The sequence below is a fragment of the Actinacidiphila epipremni genome (assembly GCF_012034175.1).
Taxonomy (GTDB): Bacteria; Actinomycetota; Actinomycetes; order Streptomycetales; family Streptomycetaceae; genus Actinacidiphila; species Actinacidiphila epipremni.
In genome coordinates, this window is record NZ_JAATEJ010000013.1 from 14,883 (window position 1) to 34,451 (window position 19,569).

Sequence of the window (19,569 nt, forward strand, 5' to 3'; positions counted from 1 at the left end):
CGGGGGGTCATGTGCAGCCGGGGCCTTCCCGGCCCGGCCTTGCGCCGACCGGGTGGGCCGATGGTACGAAGGAGTGGTGATGAGGCGTCATGCCTCCTCGCACACGCGCCGATACGGGGGGCCCGCGCCATGCACGGTGGAGTCGCACTCACCGCCTATCTCGTCAACGAGTCACGGGCCCGCCGCCCGGACCTGGCCGCCGACCCGCTCGCGCAGGCGTGGATACCCGAGGCCGACCGGCCCGGGGTGCGCGCCCTGTGGCAGGAGTACGCCGAGGCCGTCTACCCGCACGACGACCTGGTCGTCGCGCTGCGTGGCCGGGTGATCGCGGACGTGCTCGCCGCCGCGCTGGCCGCCGACCCGGCGACCGTGCTGGTGGTGTGCGGCGCGGGCTTCTCCTCCTACCCGTGGCTGCTGCCCTTCCCGGCCGCCCTTGAGGTGGACCTGCCCGCGATGGCCGAGGCCAAGCAGCGCCGGGCCGAGGAGCTGACCGCGGCCGGGACGCTGCCGGCGCGGGAGGTGGTGCACCTGGGGGCGGACCTGGGCGCCGAGGCGGACCGGGCGCGGGTGGCCGCGGCGGTGCGCGAGCTGGCGGCGGGGCGGCCGGTGGCCTATGTGGTCGAGGGCGTCCTCTTCTATCTGCCGCCGCGGGACGCGCTCGCGGTGGCCGGGCTCGGGGCGGGCTTCGGCGCGGGCGGCGCGGCGGTCAGCGCGGTCAGCTACTGGCCGGCGGCGGCCTCGGGCAGCCGGGTGCTGGAGGCGCAGCGCGCCTGGTTCCGCGGCCGGCAGGTGCCGCCGGAGGCGTCGTACCAGACCAACGCCGAGCTGACCGCGCTGTTCGGCCGGCCGCTGCGGGACGTGGGGCCGGAGGACCTGCAGCGCCGGTATCTGGGCGGGGTGAAGGTGCCGGAGTCCGAGCTGATCCCGGAGTACGTGGCCGTGGCGGGGGCCGGGGCTGCCGGGGCCGCCGGGGCGGTCGCCGGATGAGCGGGGCGGGGGCGGCGGGGGCGCTCGGGGCCGGGCCGGTCGGCGAGGCTGGGGGCGCGGCGGGGGGCGCCGGGGGGCGGGAGGTGCTGCATCTGCAGGCGCGGGCGTATCCGCTGCACCACCACACCCCCGACGTCGTCCCGGAGCGGGTGGAGGTGCCCGGGTTCGGCGAGCTGCGGCCGGTCGCGGGCGCCCTGCGGTCGCTGGCGTACAACCCGGACGGCACGATCGAGCTGGACCTCACGGCGGTCGTCGGCGCGGTGGTGGCGCTGCCGGGCACCGAGATCGCGGCCTGCCGGGCGCGGATCCTCACCGCCGGCACGGTCCTGGTGGTGTACGCGCTGAGGCACGCGCGGGACCTGCGCGCCCTGGACCTGGCGGAGCTGGACGCGCTGGACGCCGCGACCAACCGGGCGCTGCGGGAGGCCGATGCGGCGGTGCTCACGGCGGTGCTCGCCGCGTCGGTGGGCGCGGGCCTGGTGCAGGACGTCGCGCTGCGGCCGGACCTGGCGCTCGGCGGCGGGGGCGCGCCGGTCGACCGGCAGTCCGCCCGCTACAACTGCCACTTCGTGACGCGGGAGCCGCCGTGGGCCGCCGACGCCCGGGTGCCGTCGCTGGCGGCGGGTCCCGGCTGCCGGATCCTGCTGCCGTACACCTATGCCTGGGACCGCGACCCGGACACCGCGCTGGACGAGCTGCTGACGATGACCGAGCCGGCCGACATCGCGGTGGCGCAGCAGTCGCTGCTGGTCGGGGCGCTGATCGCGGGCCGCTGGGTGCTCGCCGACCTCGCGCGGGGCCGGCAGGAGGGCACGGACGTGCACGGCTTCCGCCGCTTCCTGGACGGGCTGTGGGCCGACTTCCACCACCTGGACGGCTACCGCATCGAGTCGGTGCAGACGCACCGGGCGAGCTATCTGGCCGCGCGTCAGGTCATCGGGCTGGACGACACGCAGGAGCGGGCCGACAAGCTGCTCGGTTACGTCAGCAACTCGCTGATCGCCGCCTCCTCGCAGCGGGCGGAGGAGCTGGACACCCGGCTGAACCGGCTGGCGGCGGCGCTGGCGGTGGTGAGCGCGGCGTCCTTCGGGCTGGACATCGCGGTGTTCGTGCTGCCGAAGGTGTCGCTGGAGACCAAGCTCGGGGTGGTCGCCGGGCTCATCGGGATGGCGGTGTCCTGCCTGATGGCGGTGATCGTGCCGCGGGCCCGGCGCGGGGCGGCGCGGACCGCGCGGCTGCCGTTCGCCGCCCGGCGGGCGGCCCGGCGGGCGGCCCGGGCCGCGTCGGCGGCGGTGGCCTCGGCGGGGATGCCGGCGGCGGAGCCGGGCGGCGCGGCGGCCGTACCGAACGAGGGGTGAGCGGCGGGCCTACGGCGTCACCCGGGTGGCCGAAGGGCGGGGGTGGACCGGCCGGGCGGTGCGGCGGCGGCCGGTGTGCCGGCGGCGAGCCGGGGAAGACGGGCCGGGGAACGGCGGGGAACGGCGGGGAACGGCGGGGAACGGCGGGGAACGGCGGGGAACGGCGGGGAACGGAAGGGAACGGCGGGGTCGCGGCATGACCGGCGGCGTGCCGTACGGCGGAGCCCCTGGTCAGCCGGGTTGTGACGGGTGGGGCAGGGGTTGCGTCCCGGGACCCGCTGGGTACGGTGAGTCCGGCGGCACAACCGGACACGCCACGATCGCGTGAGGCACGCCACGGACGACAGCACTGGCGTTGCCTCATCTCATATATGAGATAGGGTCACCCTTATGACCGACGACTACCTGGTACGTATCGGCAGGCTCATCCGCGACGCCCGACAGCACCGGAACTGGACACAGACCCAGCTCGCGGAGGCGCTCGGCACGAGTCAGAGCGCGGTGAACCGGATCGAGCGCGGCAACCAGAACATCAGCCTTGAGATGATCGCCAGGATCGGTGAGGCCCTGGACAGCGAGATCGTCTCGCTCGGCTACTCGGGCCCGATGCATCTGCGGGTGGTCGGCGGTCGCCGGCTGTCCGGCGCCATAGACGTCAAGACCAGCAAGAACGCCGGTGTCGCGCTGCTGTGCGCCACGCTGCTCAACGCCGGCCGCACCACGCTGCGCCGGGTCGCCCGGATCGAGGAGGTCTACCGGATCCTCGAAGTCCTCGGCAGCATCGGCGTCAAGGCCCGCTGGATCAACGACGGCAACGACCTGGAGATCGTGCCGCCGGCCACGCTGGACCTGCCCGCGATGGACACCGAGGCCGCGCGCCGCACCCGCAGCGTCATCATGTTCCTCGGCCCACTGCTGCACCGCGCCGACCGCTTCCGCATCCCGTACGCGGGCGGCTGCGACCTGGGCACCCGCACCGTCCAGCCGCACATGAACGCGCTGCGGCACTTCGGCCTGGACGTCACGGCCACCGACGGCTCGTACCACGCGGAGGTCACCGGCGGGGTCCGGCCGCACCGGCCGATCGTGCTGACCGAGCGCGGCGACACCGTGACGGAGAACGCGCTGCTGGCCGCCGCGCGGCACGACGGCGTCACCGTCATCCGCAACGCCAGCTCCAACTACATGGTCCAGGACCTGTGCTTCTTCCTGGAGGAGCTGGGCGTGAAGGTCAAGGGCATCGGCACCACGACGCTCACCGTGCACGGCGTGGCCCACATCGAGCGCGACGTCGACTACGCGCCCTCCGAGGACCCGGTCGAGGCGATGAGCCTGCTGGCCGCGGCCGTCGTCACCGAGTCGGAGCTGACGATCCGCCGGGTGCCGATCGAGTTCCTGGAGATCGAGCTGGCGGTGCTGGAGGAGATGGGCCTGGACTTCGAGCTGGCCCCCGAATACCGCGCGGACAACGGCCGCACCCGGTTGACCGACCTGACCGCCCGGCCCTCCAAGCTGCGCTCCCCCATCGACAAGATCCACCCGATGCCCTTCCCGGGCCTCAACATCGACAACGTGCCCTTCTTCGCGGCCATCGCCGCGACCGCGCAGGGCTCGACCCTCATCCACGACTGGGTCTACGACAACCGGGCGATCTACCTGACCGAGCTGACCCGGCTGGGCGCCCAGGTCAAGCTGCTGGACCCGCACCGCATCATGGTCGAGGGCCCCACCCGCTGGCGCGCCGCCGAGATGATGTGCCCGCCGGCCCTGCGCCCCGCGGTCGTCATCCTGCTGGCGATGATGGCCGCCGAGGGCACGTCGGTGCTCCGCAACGTCTATGTGATCAACCGCGGTTACGAGGACCTGGCGGAGCGGCTGAACACGATCGGCGCGCAGATCGAGATCTTCCGCGACATTTGATACGACGATGCCGCCGCACCCGGTCTGACCTGCTGATTAGCGCGTCAGGGAGGGGTGCGGCGGCATCTCTGGGACTTCTCTGGGACTTTGGGCCTGCGGCAGGCTACGAGCCACGCTCCACGGGCTCTACCGACCGGCCACGGCTGAAGCTACGCGAAGATCGCGTCGATGGCAGCGCTGCCTCGTGCGCCGGCGCGGGGCAGGAAGTGGGAGTACTTCCGCAGCGTGAACCCGGGGTCGGAGTGCCCCAGCCAGCGTGCCAGGGAGACAACCGATTCGCCAGCCTCCAGTTCCTCGGAGGCGAAGAAGTGGCGCAGGGCGTGGAAGCCGTGCTCCCGGGACGGCTCCCACACGCGAGCGGCGTCTTTGGTGCCTTCCTCCAGCGGTGTGATCACACCCGCCGTGGCCAGCGCGGGCTTCCACACGTAGGAGTTGAAGTAGTTCCGGTTGATGGCCTTCCGCTCGCGTCCCGTCACCAGGAGGCTGTAGGTCCTCGGCCGCCGGTGTTTGGCTTCCACCGGCGTCTCGGCAGGAGTCGGGTCATCCCAGGGCAGCGTGACCGGGACCGGTGCGAACTGCTCCGTGTGCTGCCGGATTGCCCGAGCCACACTGGGCGGAAGCGGTACGTCGCGGACCTTGCGGCCTTTGGGAAGCGCGAAACAGAGCTTGGCCCGCACCATCTTGATCTGCCGCCGGATGTGGACGACTTCCTTGACGAAGTCGATGTCCTCCAGGGCGAGCCCGAGCGCCTCCCCTTGCCGGAGCCCGAGACCCGCTCCGATCACGAGGAGGAGCTGGTAGCGGTCCGGCAGGGCCGCCCGCACCGCCAGCACCCGCTCGGGCTGCCACGCCTCGACCCTGCCGGGCGTGGCAGCCGGAGGGCCGACCGTGCTGGAACGGCACGGGTTGCGTCCGAGGCGACGATCCTCGACGGCGGCCTGGAGGATGCTGGAGAGCGTCGCCCAGACGAGACGGATCGAGGTCGGCCCGAGGTCCTTTTCCAGCCGCTTCTTCCAGTGGCGCAGGACTTCCGTGCCGATGGCGTTGAGCGGCTGAGCACCCAGGTGGGGAACGATGTGCCGACGTACCCTCTGCTCGATCCGCTCGATCGTGGACGGATCCCCGCTCTGGGTTGGCCACCAGTGGGTGGCGATGTAGTCCTTGAGCGAGATGGCCCCATCGCGCGGATCGACGAACTCGCCACGGCGAGCGTCGGTCTGAGCCTGGGCGAGCCAGGTCTTGGCGTCCTGGAGAGCGTCAAAGGGGTGTGTCAATTTAACGGCTGATCTTGGTGGTTGCGGTTCAGTTGTTGGCCGGGGTGAGCCGGCCCTCGAAGGCGATCTGGAAGGCGTTCAGGGGTGCCTTCCAGCGCATGGTCCAGCGCTTGCGGCCCTTGCCGGTCGGGTCGAGGCTCATCAGCGCCGTGTAGACGCACTTCAACGCGGCGGCCTCGGTGGGGAAGTGCCCGCGGGCCCGGACGGCCTTGCGTATCCGGGCGTTGACGGATTCGATCGCGTTCGTCGAGCAGATGACGGTGCGGATCTCGACGTCGAAGGAGAGGAAAGGCACGAACTCGGCCCAGGCGTTCTCCCACAGGCTGATGACCGCCGGGTACTTCTTCCCCCAGGCGTCCCGGAACTCCGAGAAGCGTTCGGCCGCCGCGCTCTCGTTCGGTGCTTGGTAGACGGGCTTGAGTGCCTTGGCGATCTTGTCCCAGTCCGCGCGCGAGGCGTATCGGAAGCTGTTGCGCAGGAGGTGGACGATGCACGTCTGCACGATGGTGCGGGGCCAGACGGCCTCGACCGCGTCGGGCAGGCCCTTGAGCCCGTCGCAGACCAGCATCAGCACGTCGTCCAGGCCGCGGTTCTTCAACTCGGTGAACACCTGCAGCCAGTACTTCGCGCCTTCGCCGCCGTCGCCTGCCCAGATGCCGAGGATGTCCCGGGCGCCCTCGACGGTGACGGCCATGACGACGTAAACGGGCCGGCTGGCGACCTTCCCGTCCCTGATCTTCACGTTGATGGCATCGACGAACAAGACGGGGTAGACGCGGTCGAGGGGCCGGTTCTGCCATTCGGCCATGCCCTCCATCACCTGGTCGGTGATGGTCGAGACGGTCTGCTTGGAGACCTCGGCGCCGTAGATCTCGGCCAGGTGCGCGGAGATCTCCCCGTGGGTGAGGCCCTTCGCGGACAGCGACAGCACCATCTCGTCCACGCCCGTCAGCCGCCGCTGCCGCTTGCGCACGATCTGCGGTTCGAAGCTGCCGGCCAGGTCCCGGGGAACCTTGACCTCGACCGGACCGACATCGGTCAGCACGGTCTTGGCCCGGGTGCCGTTGCGGCTGTTGCCACTGTTCTTCCCCGCCGGACCGTGCTTGTCATAGCCCAGATGATCGGTGATCTCGCCTTCCAAGGCGGACTCCAGCACCCGCTTGGTCAGCTGCTGCAGCAGACCGCCCGCACCAGTCAGCTGCACACCCTCGCTCCGGGCCCGCTCGACCAGCATCGCGATCAACTGCTCATCCCACCTGGCCGCACCGGCCGACTCAGCCACGGACTCGCGCTCGATCGTCATCTCACTCACTTGGCGTCTCCATGATCAACAGATCCGCCGTTTATTAGACACTCCCCCATCACCCGCCAACACGTCCGCCCGGTCCACGGGATGCTCATCACCGGCCACGAGCCGTTCGAGCAGTGCGTGTTCCGTTCATTCGGGCCAGACTGTCGATCCACGATCACCAACCCACAGCGCAGTCGCCTGCCCTGTACAGAGCCGAAAGTGTGGCTCCTGCCCGTGCTGAGTCCTCTGGGACTTTCCTGGGACTTCCAGCCCCGTCAACCGGCACGAGCGTGAAACAGCCGAAAGGTCATTCGTGCAGGTCAGCGGCCATCGCTCGCCCATTGCTGCGGGTCACGGGGTTCGCCAATCTCTTCCGCGACATCTGACGCCCGGTGTCGGGGCGGCGGCTAGAGTCCGGGGCATGCCGCCCTCCTCGCCGCCGTCGCCGTCCGAGCCGGAATCGTCCGAGCCGCCGAAGTCGTTTGAGTCACCCGCCAACGCCCCGTCGTCCTCGCGCAGTTCGACCGAGGGGGCGGGGTGGGGCGGCCAGGAGACGGGGACGTACCCGCAGTTGATGCCGGCGCGGGTGGCGAACCTGTCGTGGCTGGACCCGGGGACGCTGTGGAAGGCGCGCAACGGGCCGCTCGCGTCGCTGTTCGGCGACCCCACCGGCGAGCAGCGCGGGCAGTGGGTGCACCGGCAGGTGGAGAGCGGGGCGGCGGGCGCGGACCTGCTGATCGAGCGGGACGACCCCGGCACCTTCTCCTTCCTGCTGCTCGGCGACACCGGCGAGGGCGACGCCCCGCAGTACGCCGTCGTGCCCGGGCTGCTCAAGGCCGGGGCCGGTACGCGTTACGCGGTGCTGTGCAGCGACGTGCTCTACCCGGTGGGCGACGGCAACGAGTACGGCACGAAGTTCTTCCGGCCCTACCAGGACTACGACGCGCCGATCTACCCGATACCCGGCAACCACGACTGGTACGACGGCCTCACCGGCTTCATGCGGGTCTTCTGCGACGCGCCCGCGCTGCCGGCCGCGCCCCGCCCGCGCGCCGGGTCGGCGGCATGGTGGCGGTCCCTGCTGTGGCGCGGGCCCGAGGTGATCGACGAGGAGCGGCTGGCGCAGGCCCGCCGGCTGCGGGACAGGCCCGCGCAGGCGGCCCGGCACCCGGGGCCGTACTGGGCGATGGACTCCGGGCCGCTGCGGATCATCGGGATCGACACCGGGCTGCTCGGGCGTATCGACCGTGAGCAGGGCGAGTGGCTGGCCCGGGTGGCGCGCGGGCCGCGGCCGAAGATCCTGGTGACCGGCTCGCCGATCTACGTCGACGGCGTCCACCACCCGTGCCCGATCGACGGCGGCGGCACCGTCGACGCCATCGTGCGCGACCCGGACAACCACTTCGTCGCGGCGATCGGCGGCGACATCCACAACTACCAGCACTACCCGGTCGACGTGGACGGGCGGCGGATCGAATACGTCGTCTCCGGCGGCGGCGGGGCGTTCATGCACGCCACCCACACCATCCCGCCGGTGACGGTCGGCGGCGTCACCGAGGACCGCTTCCGCTGCTACCCGCTCCGCGCGGACTCGCTGGCCTTCTACAGCCGGCTCTACGGCCGCAGGCTGCACCTGCGGCGGCTGTTCGACCTGACGCCCGGGCAGGCCGCCGCGGTGATCGCCGCCCGGCTCGGCATCACCCCCGCCCGCCCCTCGGCGGAGCCGGTGACCCGGCGGGCCCGCTTCGTGGCGTCCGTGCTGGGCGTGGCCGCGCGGCCCGGCAGCCGGCGGCGGATACGGCTGCCGGTGCGGCGGATGCTGACGCGGGTGCTGTCGCCGGGCTCGGCGACGTACACCCCGCCGTTCTTCAAGAGCTTCCTGCGGCTGGACGTCACGCCGGAGGCGGTGCGGGTGCGCTGCTTCGCCGCGACGGGGCTGCGCGAGCACGAGATCGATCCGCCGGTCGAGGACGACTTCACCATTGCGCTGCCGGCGGCTGCGCCGGTGCCTGCGCCAAGAGCCGCTCGGTGAGCTGGTGCAGGCGCGCGGCGTCCGCCGGGTCGAACGCCGCGGTGTCGGTGGCGACCCGGCGGCCCTCGACGACAGCGGTGAGCGGGGCGGCGGGCGCGTCGAGGTGGGGCAGGATCTCGGCGACGGCGGCCGAGACCGGTTTGCCCGAGGTCCGCAGCCGGGCGACATGGGCGGCCGTCGCGGGGTCGTACTCGCCGGCGAAGCTGGTGGCGACGACGCCGGGCAGGTTCAGGACGTAGCTGATCCCCGGGTAGGTGCGGGTGAACTGCACCGCGAGCAGGTCGCACAGGGCCGCGCCATGGGCGAGGGCGCCGGTGCCGGGGTAGCCGCGGCGCAGTTGGAGGTCGTTCCAGCGGACCGGGCCCATGAGGCCGCAGCCGCCGAAGTTGAGCACGGTGGGGCTTTGCGCGCGGCCGAGGTGGCCGGCGAGTCCGTGGCCGAGCAGGTAGCGGCTGAGGTAGTACAGCGCGAAGTTGCTCTCGAAGCCGTCCGCGGTCTTGACCCGGGTGGAGCGGTGGAAGCGCGCTCCCAGGACCAGGACGTCGACCGCGGGGCAGGTGCGGGTGACCAGGTCGACGACGCGGCGGTTCTCCGCGACCAGGCTGAGGTCGGCGCGCAGGAAGCGGGCCCGTCCGCCGGCGCCGGCCCGCTCGGCGGCGGCCAGGAACGCCTCGCCCTTGTCCTGGCTGGTGCCGATCACGAGCACGTCGTGGCCGCGCCCGAGGTAGGTCTCGGCGAGGGCGCGGCCTATGCCGTCGGTTCCGCCGGTGAGGACTGCTGTGGCCATGGGGTTCCCTCGCGGGTTGCTGGGAGCGGTGCGGCACGGGTCGGCGGCACTGGATTCGCATTGGTTTTATCAATCAAAACAGATGCCCCGTGGGGCGGGCAACTGCGATGTTCGGTGGGTGGGTTGCCCGAGCGGTCGCGCAGCCGGTCGGCCGGTCGGCCGCTCAGTCGATCGGCCGGTCGGTCCGGGTGACGTGACCCGCGTCGGCCATCGCCGCGAGCATGTGGTCCTGGACCCGGATGAGGACGTCGGAGGCCAGCCGGAGGTCGCCGGGCGGGACGTCGCCGAGGAATTCCGCGAGCAGGTCGCGGCGGGCCGCCCGTACCCGCTCCAGCACCCGCCGGCCGTGCGGGGTGATCGCGAGGACGCCGGAGCGCCCGTCGGCGGGATCGCGGTGCCGGCTGACGAGGTCGCCGGCCCGCAGCTGGCGCAGTTGCAGCGAGGCGGTCGAGATGTCGATCCGCAGGCACTCGGCGATGTCGGACACCCGCATCGCGCCGGCGACGTCGAAGTGCTCCAGCAGCCGCAGCGCGCTGGGCGCTATGTCGCTGCCCGCCCGGCGCGCCACCTCGGCCCGGGTGTGCTTGCTCTCGCTCCAGCGCACCAGCGCCGAGAGCGCGACCTCCAGCCGGGCCAGCTCCGCCCCCGCGTCCTTCGGGATCGCGCCGGACGCCGTCTCGGGTGAGGCCATTGCCCCAGGCTATCGCGCCGCCCTGCCCATGGGGCCGGCCGGTGACCGGCGACGGCGGGCGGGACCGGCGTGCGGGGGTGTGCGCCCGCGTGTTCTGCGTCAACTCGGGGGTTTACACCACCTGTTGCGCGTAGCTCCCCCTTTCGCGCCATACCCGGGTGCACCGGCCGCTGCTTGACTGAGTGCGTGGGTGGCCGGCGGGAGCGTCGCGGGGGGCGCGGGTCCGGTCGGCCGTGGGATTCGCCAGTGTCGGCCGCGCGGCCGAGTGAGGGAAGTGGAGTACGCGATGAGCGCGCCCGCGAACGCCGGTCAGCGGCGACTGCTGCCCGGGCCGCCGAGCCTGCGGCGTTCCGGCGGCCGGCGGGGCGGGCCGGTGCCGGGCCTGCGGTACCAGCCTGCGCCGCCGGCCGATCCGGCGAAGGTGGCGGAGGTCGACCGCAGGCTGGAGGCATGGGCGCGGCAGCTGGACCTCTTCCCGCCGGCCTGGAGCGGCGACTTCGCCGGCTTCCAGTTCGGGCGGGCCGTGGTGCTCCAGCACCCGGCGGCGCTCGACCTCGACCGGCTGACGGTCGCCGGTGAGCTGCTGCTCGCCGAGAACCTGGTCGACAGCTGCTACTGCGAGGAGGACGAGGGCCGCGGCGCCTCCCGCCACGGCCTCGGCGGCCCGCTGCTGATGGCCCAGTCGGCGATCGACCCCTTCCACGGCACGCCGGAGCTGGAGAAGGAGTGGGAGCTCGGGATGCAGGCGGACGGGCCGCTGCGCTCGTACCACTGGGCGCTGAAGGACTTCGCCCGGTTCGCCACCCCGAGCCAGACCGACCGCTTCGTGCACGACATCGCCCGGCTGCACCTGGGCTACCTCGCCGAGGCGGCGTGGGCGCAGACCCGCTACCGGCCCAAGGTGTGGGAGTACCTGGTCATGCGGCAGTTCAACAACTTCCGCCCGTGCCTGTCGATCGTGGACGCCGTGGACGGCTACGAGCTGCCCGAGGCGCTGTACGCCCGCCCCGAGGTCCAGCGGATCACGGCGCTGGCGTGCAACGCCACGACGATCGTCAACGACCTCTACTCCTTCGCCAAGGAGCTGGAGAGCGACCCGGAGCACCTCAACCTGCCGCAGGTGGTGGCCGCCGACGAGGGCCGCGGGCTCAAGCACGCGTACTTCCGCAGTATCGACATCCACAACGAGGTCATGGCGGCCTTCGAGGAGGAGGCCGCCGCGCTCGCCCTGACCTCTCCCCTGGTCGGCCGCTACGCCCGCGGCCTGTCGGACTGGGTGGCCGGCAACCACGAGTGGCACGCGACCAACAGCCACCGCTACCACCTGCCCGGCTACTGGTGACCGCGGGCCGCCGGCGGGCGGTCGCCAGTAACCGGCATGTCTTGCTGTCTTTTCCGTTTTTTCCGTTTCCGTACGACCCCGTCACCAGTGCCATGAGGAGCCCAGCGTTGCCCATGCCCAAAACCGGTACCACCGTCTCGCTGCCCGCGCAGTCGACGTACCAGAGCCGTATCGCGGACTACTGGAACGCCGAGGAGAACCCGGTCAACCTCGAACTGGGGAAGATCGACGACCTGTACCACCACCACTACGGGGTCGGCGACGTCGAGTGGTCCGTCCTGGACGAGACCGACCCGGTGCGGCGGCAGCAGCGGGTGACGGCGGAGCTGCACCGTCTGGAGCACGCGCAGGCCGAGCTCCTCGCCGCGCACCTGGGCCCGCTGACCCCGGCGGACCGGGTGTTCGACGCGGGCTGCGGGCGCGGCGGCGGCAGTGTGGTGGCGCACCAGCGCTACGGCTGCCGCACCGACGGTGTGACGCTGTCCACCAAGCAGGCGGACTTCGCCAACGCGCAGGCGCGGGCGCGCGGCATCGACGACAAGGTGCGCTACCACCACCGCAACATGCTGGACACCGGCCTGCCGACCGGTGAGTACGCGGCGTCGTGGAACAACGAGTCGACGATGTACGTCGAGCTGGACCTGCTCTTCGCCGAGCACGCCCGGCTGCTGCGCCGCGGCGGGCGCTACGTGGTGATCACCGGCTGCTACAACGACACCTACGGGCAGGCGTCGCGGGAGGTGTCGCTGATCAACGCGCACTACATCTGCGACATCCACCCGCGCTCGGAATACTTCCGGGCGATGGCCAGGCACCGGCTCGTCCCCGTGCACGTCGAGGACCTGACCGCGGCGACGATCCCGTACTGGGAGCTGCGCAGCACCGCAGAGCACCTGGTGACCGGCATCGAGGAAACGTTCCTGAGCGCGTACAAGAACGGCAGCTTCCAGTATCTGCTGATCGCGGCCGACCGGGTCTGACCGCAGGTCCGGCCCCCGGTCCCCGGCCCGCGGCGGGCCGGGGGCCGGACTGCGTCGGGCGTCGGACGTCGGGCCTGCGGCGCCGGGCTTCAGGCCAGGGTGGCGACCATGACCGCCTTGATGGTGTGCATCCGGTTCTCGGCCTGGTCGAAGACCACGGAGTGCGCCGACTCGAAGACCTCGTCGGTGACCTCCAGCTCGCTCAGCCCGTACTGGTCGTGGATGAGCCGGCCGACCTCGGTGCCGAGGTCGTGGAAGGCGGGCAGGCAGTGCAGGAACCGCACGTCAGGCTTGCCGGTGGCGCGCAGCACGTCCATCGTCACCGCGTACGGCGCGAGCGCGGCGATCCGCTCGGCCCACACCTCCTTGGGCTCGCCCATCGAGACCCACACGTCGGTGACGACGAAGTCGCAGCCCCGTACGCCCTGCGCGATGTCCTCGGTGAGGGTGACGGTGGCGCCGGTGGTCTCGGCGAGCTTGCGGGCCTCGGTGACGACGTCCTCGGCCGGCCAGTACGCGCGCGGGGCGGCGATCCGCACGTCGAGGCCGAGCAGGGCGCCGGTGACCAGGTAGGAGTTGCCCATGTTGAACCGGGCGTCGCCGAGGTAGGCGAAGGCGGCGCCGCGGGAGCGCAGCGCGGCGACCGAGCCGCCGGCGTACTCGGCCATGGTGAGCACGTCGGCGAGCATCTGGGTGGGGTGCCAGTCGTCGGTCAGGCCGTTGTAGACGGGCACGCCGGCGTGCAGCGCCAGCTCCTCGACGGCGGCCTGGCTGGCGCCGCGGTACTCGATCGCGTCGAACATCCGGCCGAGCACCCGGGCGGTGTCCTTGACGGACTCCTTGTGCCCTATCTGCGAGCCCGCGGGGTCCAGATACGTCGTGGCCGAGCCCTGGTCGGCGGCGGCGACCTCGAAGGCGCAGCGGGTGCGGGTCGAGGTCTTCTCGAAGATCAGCGCGATGTTACGGCCGCGCAGCCGGGGCACCTCCGCGCCGGCCTTCTTGGCGGCCTTCAGCTCGGCGGCCAGCTCGACCAGGCCCCAGAACTCCTCGGGCGTGAAGTCCAGCTCCTTCACGAAGTGGCGGCCCTTGAGATCGACGGCCATGCGGGGACTCCTCGGTCGGTGGTTCATCGGCAACCATGGAAGTCTATACGAGGGCAGGCATTCTTATACAGCCCCTCGGCTACCGCGCTTCGGCTCTCCTAATGGTGCAATTCCCTGCTCAGGTGCTGCTCACACCGCATCCCCCGCATGCACCGCCGCGCGTCTCCCGGCTCACACGGCGTCCCGCTCGACGGGGCAGCTCATGCAGCGCGGGCCGCCGCGCCCGCGGCCCAGCTCGCTGCCCGGGATCTCGATCACCTCGATGCCGCGCTTGCGCAGGTAGGTGTTGGTGGTCGCGTTGCGCTCGTAGGCCACCACGACGCCGGGCTCGACGGCCAGCACGTTGCAGCCGTCGTCCCACTGCTCGCGCTCGGCCGCGTGCACGTCCTGCGTGGCGGTGAGGACCTTCACCGAGTCCAGGCCGAGCGCGGCGGCGATCGCCCGGTGCATGTGCTCGGGCGGGTGGTCGGTGACCTTCAGCTCGCCCTCCTCGCTGCCCGGCTCGATCGTGTAGGACGGAAGCATCCCCAGGCCCGCGTACTGGGTGAAGGTGTCGCCGTCGACCATCGTCATCACGGTGTCGAGGTGCATGAAGGCGCGCCGCTTGGGCATGTCCAGCGCCACGATGGTGCGCGCGGAGCCGGCCGCGAACATCCCGCGGGCCAGCATTTCCACCGCCTGCGGGGTGGTGCGCTCGCTCATGCCGATGAGCACCGCGCCGGCGCCGATCACCAGCACGTCGCCGCCCTCGATCGTCGAGGGGTAGGCGTGCTGGCCCTCCGACCACACGTGGAAGCCGCCGCCGGCGAAGAGCGGGTGGTGCCGGTAGATCGCCTCGAAGTGCACGGTCTCGCGCTGCCGGGCCGGCCAGCGCATCGCGTTGATGCTCACCCCGTCGTAGACCCACGCGGAGGTGTCGCGGGTGAAGATGTGGTTGGGCAGCGGGGCGAGCAGGAAGTCGTCCAGCTCCAGGGCGTGGAAGCGCACCGAGACCGGCTCGGCGAAGCGCTCCAGGAACTCCCGCTTGGTCATGCCGCCGACCAGCGCCTCGGTCAGCTCCGGCGGGGGCAGCTCGTCGAAGGCGGCCCGCAGATGGCCGGTGGCCAGCGGGCCGTACTCCTTCTCGTCGAAGACCCGGTCCAGGACCAGCGCCTTGGCGGCGGGCAGCGCCAGCGCCTCGGTGAGCAGATCCCCGAACAGGTGGACCTCGACGCCCCGGTCGCGCAGCACGTCCGCGAAACCGTCGTGCTCGGCACGCGCCCTGCGCACCCACAGCACGTCGTCGAACAGCAGCGCGTCCTTGTTGCTGGGCGTGAGCCGCTTCAGCTCCAGGTCCGGCCGGTGCAGGATGACGCTGCGCAGGCGGCCCGTCTCGGAGTCCACGTGAAATCCCATGAGACCAGACCTTCCCACCTGCGGCGGGCTTTATCACGCACGGGCCGGTGGGGCCGGGCGGCGGGGCCCGGTGGTGGAGCCGGGCGGCGGGCTCCGGTGGTGGGGCCGGGCGCGCGGCCCCACCGGCGGGGCGGTCGGCTACAGCCGCGGGTCGACCGGCTCGGACTCCAGGGCCAGCACCGCGAAGACCGCCTCGTGGACGCGCCACAGCGGCTCCTCGGCGGCGACCCGGTCCAGCGCCTCCAGGCCGAGCGCGTACTCGCGCAGGGCCAGCGAGCGCTTGTGGGACAGGGCGCGCTGCCGCAGCCGGGCCAGGTGCTCGGGGCGGGTGTACTCCGGGCCGTAGATGATCCGCAGGTACTCCCGGCCGCGGCACTTCAGGCCGGGCTGGACCAGGCCGCCGCCGGCCTCGCGGGGCTGGGCCGCGAGCGGCTTGACGACCATGCCCTCGCCGCCGCCGGCGGTCAGCTCCAGCCACCACGTGGTGCCGGCGGCCACCGACGCCTCGTCTGCGGTGTCGACGACCAGGCGGCCGGTGGTGCGCAGCAGCCCGGAGGTGTCGGCGCCGACCATGGCGTCGACGAGTGCGAGCTGCTGGTCCTGGCCCAGCTCGGCGGCGAGGTTGCGGCCCCGGACGGCGAGCACCTGGAAGGGCGCGAAGCGGACGCCGTCCAGGCCGTCGGTGGTCCAGCAGTAGCGGCGGTAGGCGTCGGTGAACGCCCGGGCGTCCGCCGCCCGTTCCCGCTGCCGGGCCAGCAGCGCCCCGACGTCGCCCTTGCCGCGGGCCGCCGCCGCCTCCAGCGCGGCGAGCGCCGGCGGGAAGGCGGCACCGGCCGCGGCGCCGACGGCCGCGTACTGCGTACGCAGCAGGCCCGCGGCCTTCAGCGACCACGGCAGCAGCTCGCCGTCCAGCAGCAGCCAGTCGGTGTCCAGCCGCTCCCACAGGCCCGCCGCCGTGGCGGCGGCCCGCAGCCGGGCGAGCACCTGCTCGGTGACGGCCGGGTCGTCGAAGAACGGCCGCCCGGTGCGGGTGTGCAGCGCCCCCGTCACGCCCGCGCCGGCGCCCCCGCTCACGCCCCCGCTCACGCCGAAGCGGCGGCTCGCGGCCTCCTCGTCCCGGCAGACCAGGGCGACGGCGCGGGAGCCCATGTGCTTCTCCTCGCACACCACCAGGTCCACGCCGGCGCTGCGGTACGCGGCGAACGCCTCGGCGGGGTGCTCCAGGTAGCCTTCCTCGGTGGACGTGGCGCAGGGCGCCATGGTCGGCGGCAGGTAGCACAGCAGCCGCGGGTCGATCGCGAAGCGGCTCATGACCTCCAGGGCCGCCGCCGCGTTCTGCTCGCGCACCGCAAGCCGGCCCATCCGGGAGGTCTCCACGATCCGCCGGCCCGCGACGTCGTCCAGGTCCAGCGGGCGGCCCTCGCGCCCGCCGGGCGCCTGCGCGACCAGCGGCCTGACCGGCTCGTACCAGACCCGCTCGGCCGGCACGTCGACGATCTCCCGCTCCGGCCAGCGCAGCGCGGTCAGCTTGCCGCCGAAGACGGCGCCGGTGTCCAGGCACAGGGTGTTGTTGACCCAGGACGCGACGGGCACCGGGGTGTGGCCGTAGACGACGGCGGCCTTGCCGCGGTAGTCCTCGGCCCACGGGTAGCGCACGGGCAGGCCGAACTCGTCGGTCTCGCCGGTGGTGTCGCCGTACAGCGCGTGCGAGCGGACCCGCCCCGAGGTGCGGCCGTGGTACTTCTCCGGCAGCCCGGCGTGGCAGACCACCAGCCGGCCGCCGTCCAGCACGTAGTGGCTGACCAGGCCCTCGATGAAGGCCGCGACCCGGCCGCGGAAGGCGGGGTCGCGCGCGTCCTCGGCCGCGAACTGCTCGACGGTCTCGGCCAGGCCGTGGCTGAGCTGGACGCGGCGGCCCTTGAGGTGGCGGCCGAACTTGTTCTCGTGGTTGCCGGACACGCACAGCGCGGTGCCGGCCTCGACCATGCCCATGACGCGGCGCAGCACGCCGGGGCTGTCCGGGCCGCGGTCGACCAGGTCGCCGACGAAGACCGCGGTGCGGCCCTCGGGGTGCCGGCCGTCCACGTAGCCCAGCTCGGCCAGCAGCGCCTCCAGCTCGGCGGCGCAGCCGTGGACGTCGCCGATGATGTCGAACGGGCCGGTCAGGTCCCGCTTGTCGTTGTAGGTGCGCTCGGGCACGACGACGGCGGCCTCGATCTCCGCGGTGCCGCGCAGGATGTGGACCTTGCGGAAGCCCTCGCGCTCCAGGCCGCGCAGCGAGCGGCGCAGCTCGCGCTGGTGCCGCTGGATCACATGGCGTGGCAGGGCGGCCCGGTCGGGGCGTGCCGCGTTGCGCTCGGCGCACACCCGCTCAGGGACGTCCAGGACGATGGCGATCGGCAGCACGTCGTGCTCGCGCGCCAGGTTCACCAGCCGGCGGCGGGACTCCTGCTGCACGCTGGTGGCGTCGACGACCGTACGGCGGCCGGCCGCCAGGCGCTTGCCCGCGATGTAGTGCAGGACGTCGAAGGCGTCGTTGGTCGCGCTGTGGTCGTTCTCGTCGTCGCTGACCAGGCCGCGGCAGAAGTCGGAGGAGATCACCTCCGTGGGCGTGAAGTGCCGGGCGGCGAAGGTGGACTTGCCGGAGCCGGTGGCGCCGATGAGCACCACGAGGGCCATGTCGGTGACCGCGAGCGTGCGCGGCGCGGCGGCAGTGTCGGCGGCGGTGGCGGTGGCGGTGCCGGTGCTTGCGCCGGTGGTGGGTTCGGTGCTCATGCCGCCTCCTCCTTCTCCTTGGTGGCGAGCTGCGGGTCGGTCGTGGTGAACAGGGCGAGCTGGGTCGGCGGGCCGACCTCCGGGTCGTCGGGGCCGACGGGCGCGAACTCCACGGCGTAGCCGTAGCGGTCGGCCACCGCCCGCGCCCAGTCCCGGAATTCGCCCCGGGTCCACTCGAAGCGGTGGTCGGCGTGCCGCACATGGCCTGCGGGCAGCGTCTCCCAGCGCACGTTGTACTCGACGTTGGGCGTCGTCACGACGACCGTCCGGGGCCGGGCGGCGCCGAAGACGGCGTATGCGAGCGCGGGCAGCCGCGGCGGGTCCAGGTGCTCGACCACCTCGCTGAGCACCGCTGCGTCATAGCCCTTGAGCCGCTTGTCGGTGTACGCGAGCGAGCCCTGGAACAGCTTCAGGCGGGCGGACTGCCGCTCCCCCATCCTGTCCAGCCGCAGCCGCCGCGCGGCCATCTCCAGCGCCCGTACGGACACGTCCACGCCGACGACCTCGGTGAAGCGCGGCTCCTTCAGCAGCGCGGCCAGCAACTGGCCCTGCCCGCAGCCCAGATCCAGCACCCGGGCGGCACCGGCGGCCCGCAGCGCGGCCAGGATCGCCTCCCGGCGCCGCACCGCGAGCGGCACATGCGGCTCCACGGGGTCCGCGGGGTCCGCGGGGTCCGCGGGGTCAGCCCCGCCCGGCTCACCCGGCGTGCCCGCGCCGGTGGTCCGGTCCGGCTCCTGCGTGCCCTCAGCTCCCTCGGCTCCCTCCGTTGCTTCCGCTCCCTCCGGTCCGTCCTGCTCCACCGCGTTGTCCAGGTCCTCGACCTGCGAGTCGTCGGCGTCGGCGAGCCGCACCAGCTCAAGACGCTCGTTCGCCTCCCTGGTCAGCGCCCAGCGGCGGGCCAGATACCGCCGGGTGATCAGCTGCTGCTCCGGGTGCCCGGCGAGCCATCCCTCGCCGAACCGCAGCAGCTTGTCCACCTCGTCGGCCGACACCCAGTAGTGCTTGGCGTCGTCCAGCACCGGCAGCAGCACGTACAGATGCCGCAGCGCGTCGGACAGCCGCAGCTCGCCCTCCAGTTCCAGCCGTACGTAGCGCGAGTCGCCCCACTCGGGGAAGCCGGCGTCCAGCGGCACCGGCTCGGCCGTCACCCGCCAGCCCAGCGGCTCGAACAGCCGGACCACCAGGGCGGCCCCGCCCCGCGCGGGCAGCGCGGGCACCTCGATCCGCAACGGCAGCGGCGCCGCCGCCCGCTCGGGAAGCGTCCGGCACTCGCCGCGCAGCGCGCTGGCGAAGACCGTCCGCAGCGCCACCGCCATCAGCGAGGACGCCGCATACGGGCGGTCGTTCACATACTGCGCCAGCGCGGCATCGGCCGCCGCCCCGCTCCTGCCCTTGCCCCGCCCCCGCCGGGCCAGCGCCGGCGGATCGACCTCCAGCAGCAGCGCGGCGGTGCACCGCTCCGCGCCCGCCTCGGGGTAGAAGACATGGGCGTCTCCGTAGGACGTGGCGAAGACCTGGGCCTTGTCCGGGTGCTTGTGCAGCAGGAAGCCGAGGTCCGTGGCAGGACCGGCGGCCGTACGCGTCGTCGAGATCGTCAGGAACACCCGCCGAGTATCCGCCCGCCGCCACCCCCG

General features: G+C 72.7%; 14 protein-coding genes. 6 read left to right on the forward strand and 8 right to left on the reverse strand.

Going from position 1 to position 19,569, the window contains the following annotated elements:
* Positions 1–129: 129 nt before the first annotated feature.
* The 3 genes from HCN08_RS17415 to HCN08_RS17425 all read left to right on the forward strand — a co-directional run bounded on the left by HCN08_RS17415 (position 130) and on the right by HCN08_RS17425 (position 4,265).
* On the forward strand, positions 130–987 hold the full coding sequence (locus tag HCN08_RS17415) for a class I SAM-dependent methyltransferase (RefSeq protein ID WP_167984033.1): 858 nt from the start codon (positions 130–132) through the stop codon (positions 985–987).
* Between the two features lie 83 nt (positions 988–1,070).
* Positions 1,071–2,345: a hypothetical protein gene (locus HCN08_RS17420; protein WP_167984034.1), complete on the forward strand. Its 1,275-nt coding sequence runs from the start codon at positions 1,071–1,073 to the stop codon at positions 2,343–2,345.
* A 390-nt stretch (positions 2,346–2,735) separates the two neighbouring features.
* Positions 2,736–4,265, forward strand: a complete 1,530-nt coding sequence (locus HCN08_RS17425; RefSeq protein WP_167984035.1) for a helix-turn-helix domain-containing protein — start codon at positions 2,736–2,738, stop codon at positions 4,263–4,265.
* 149 nt (positions 4,266–4,414) lie between these two features.
* On the opposite strand, the gene HCN08_RS17430 is transcribed toward HCN08_RS17425, so the two are convergent.
* Entirely contained in the window at positions 4,415–5,539 is a 1,125-nt protein-coding gene (locus tag HCN08_RS17430) for a tyrosine-type recombinase/integrase (protein WP_167984036.1), read from the reverse strand.
* Positions 5,540–5,567: 28 nt separating this feature from the next.
* On the reverse strand, positions 5,568–6,842 hold the full coding sequence (locus tag HCN08_RS17435; RefSeq protein WP_167984135.1) for an IS256 family transposase: 1,275 nt from the start codon (positions 6,840–6,842) through the stop codon (positions 5,568–5,570).
* A 409-nt stretch (positions 6,843–7,251) separates the two neighbouring features.
* On the opposite strand from HCN08_RS17435, the gene HCN08_RS17440 reads away from it, so the two are divergent.
* Positions 7,252–8,862: a metallophosphoesterase family protein gene (locus tag HCN08_RS17440; protein ID WP_240970171.1), complete on the forward strand. Its 1,611-nt coding sequence runs from the start codon at positions 7,252–7,254 to the stop codon at positions 8,860–8,862.
* On the opposite strand, the gene HCN08_RS17445 is transcribed toward HCN08_RS17440, so the two are convergent.
* Both HCN08_RS17445 and HCN08_RS17450 read right to left on the reverse strand, forming a co-directional pair.
* The gene (locus HCN08_RS17445; RefSeq protein WP_167984037.1) at positions 8,807–9,649 is read right to left on the reverse strand and encodes an SDR family NAD(P)-dependent oxidoreductase; all 843 of its coding nucleotides are present in this window, start codon (positions 9,647–9,649) and stop codon (positions 8,807–8,809) included. The genes HCN08_RS17440 and HCN08_RS17445 overlap by 56 nt on opposite strands.
* A 163-nt stretch (positions 9,650–9,812) precedes the next feature.
* Positions 9,813–10,340 carry a MarR family winged helix-turn-helix transcriptional regulator gene (locus HCN08_RS17450; protein WP_167984038.1) on the reverse strand — a complete coding sequence of 176 codons (528 nt, stop codon included), beginning with the start codon at positions 10,338–10,340 and terminating at the stop codon, positions 9,813–9,815.
* Positions 10,341–10,626: 286 nt separating this feature from the next.
* Here HCN08_RS17450 and HCN08_RS17455 point away from each other — a divergent pair, with 286 nt between their 5' ends.
* Both HCN08_RS17455 and HCN08_RS17460 read left to right on the forward strand, forming a co-directional pair.
* Positions 10,627–11,682, forward strand: a complete 1,056-nt coding sequence (locus HCN08_RS17455; protein WP_167984039.1) for a family 2 encapsulin nanocompartment cargo protein terpene cyclase — start codon at positions 10,627–10,629, stop codon at positions 11,680–11,682.
* Positions 11,683–11,795: 113 nt separating this feature from the next.
* Positions 11,796–12,662 (forward strand): geranyl diphosphate 2-C-methyltransferase, encoded by an 867-nt coding sequence (locus HCN08_RS17460; RefSeq protein WP_167984040.1) that lies wholly within the window; start codon positions 11,796–11,798, stop codon positions 12,660–12,662.
* A gap of 89 nt (positions 12,663–12,751) precedes the next feature.
* Here HCN08_RS17460 and argF read toward each other — a convergent pair whose 3' ends face one another.
* The 4 genes from argF to HCN08_RS17480 form a co-directional block, all read right to left on the reverse strand.
* Positions 12,752–13,765, reverse strand: a complete 1,014-nt coding sequence (argF, locus tag HCN08_RS17465) for an ornithine carbamoyltransferase (protein ID WP_167984041.1) — start codon at positions 13,763–13,765, stop codon at positions 12,752–12,754.
* 171 nt (positions 13,766–13,936) lie between these two features.
* Positions 13,937–15,160, reverse strand: coding sequence for an arginine deiminase (locus HCN08_RS17470; RefSeq protein ID WP_167984042.1), 1,224 nt, complete (start codon positions 15,158–15,160; stop codon positions 13,937–13,939).
* 138 nt (positions 15,161–15,298) lie between these two features.
* The gene (locus tag HCN08_RS17475) at positions 15,299–17,935 is read right to left on the reverse strand and encodes a polynucleotide kinase-phosphatase (protein ID WP_167984043.1); all 2,637 of its coding nucleotides are present in this window, start codon (positions 17,933–17,935) and stop codon (positions 15,299–15,301) included.
* Entirely contained in the window at positions 17,932–19,539 is a 1,608-nt protein-coding gene (locus HCN08_RS17480) for a 3' terminal RNA ribose 2'-O-methyltransferase Hen1 (RefSeq protein ID WP_167984044.1), read from the reverse strand. The genes HCN08_RS17475 and HCN08_RS17480 overlap by 4 nt, the downstream gene beginning before the upstream one ends.
* Between the last annotated feature and the right edge of the window lie 30 nt (positions 19,540–19,569).

What these genes read in the sequence shown, in the direction of transcription:
- HCN08_RS17415 (WP_167984033.1), top strand. Translation starts at nt 130, where the DNA reads ATGCACGGTGGAGTCGCACTCACCGCCTATCTCGTCAACGAGTCACGG.
- argF (WP_167984041.1), bottom strand. Translation starts at nt 13,765, where the DNA reads ATGGCCGTCGATCTCAAGGGCCGCCACTTCGTGAAGGAGCTGGACTTC.
- HCN08_RS17455 (WP_167984039.1), top strand. Translation starts at nt 10,627, where the DNA reads ATGAGCGCGCCCGCGAACGCCGGTCAGCGGCGACTGCTGCCCGGGCCG.
- HCN08_RS17475 (WP_167984043.1), bottom strand. Translation starts at nt 17,935, where the DNA reads ATGAGCACCGAACCCACCACCGGCGCAAGCACCGGCACCGCCACCGCC.
- HCN08_RS17440 (WP_240970171.1), top strand. Translation starts at nt 7,252, where the DNA reads ATGCCGCCCTCCTCGCCGCCGTCGCCGTCCGAGCCGGAATCGTCCGAG.
- HCN08_RS17470 (WP_167984042.1), bottom strand. Translation starts at nt 15,160, where the DNA reads ATGGGATTTCACGTGGACTCCGAGACGGGCCGCCTGCGCAGCGTCATC.
- HCN08_RS17445 (WP_167984037.1), bottom strand. Translation starts at nt 9,649, where the DNA reads ATGGCCACAGCAGTCCTCACCGGCGGAACCGACGGCATAGGCCGCGCC.
- HCN08_RS17425 (WP_167984035.1), top strand. Translation starts at nt 2,736, where the DNA reads ATGACCGACGACTACCTGGTACGTATCGGCAGGCTCATCCGCGACGCC.
- HCN08_RS17450 (WP_167984038.1), bottom strand. Translation starts at nt 10,340, where the DNA reads ATGGCCTCACCCGAGACGGCGTCCGGCGCGATCCCGAAGGACGCGGGG.
- HCN08_RS17435 (WP_167984135.1), bottom strand. Translation starts at nt 6,842, where the DNA reads ATGACGATCGAGCGCGAGTCCGTGGCTGAGTCGGCCGGTGCGGCCAGG.
- HCN08_RS17460 (WP_167984040.1), top strand. Translation starts at nt 11,796, where the DNA reads ATGCCCAAAACCGGTACCACCGTCTCGCTGCCCGCGCAGTCGACGTAC.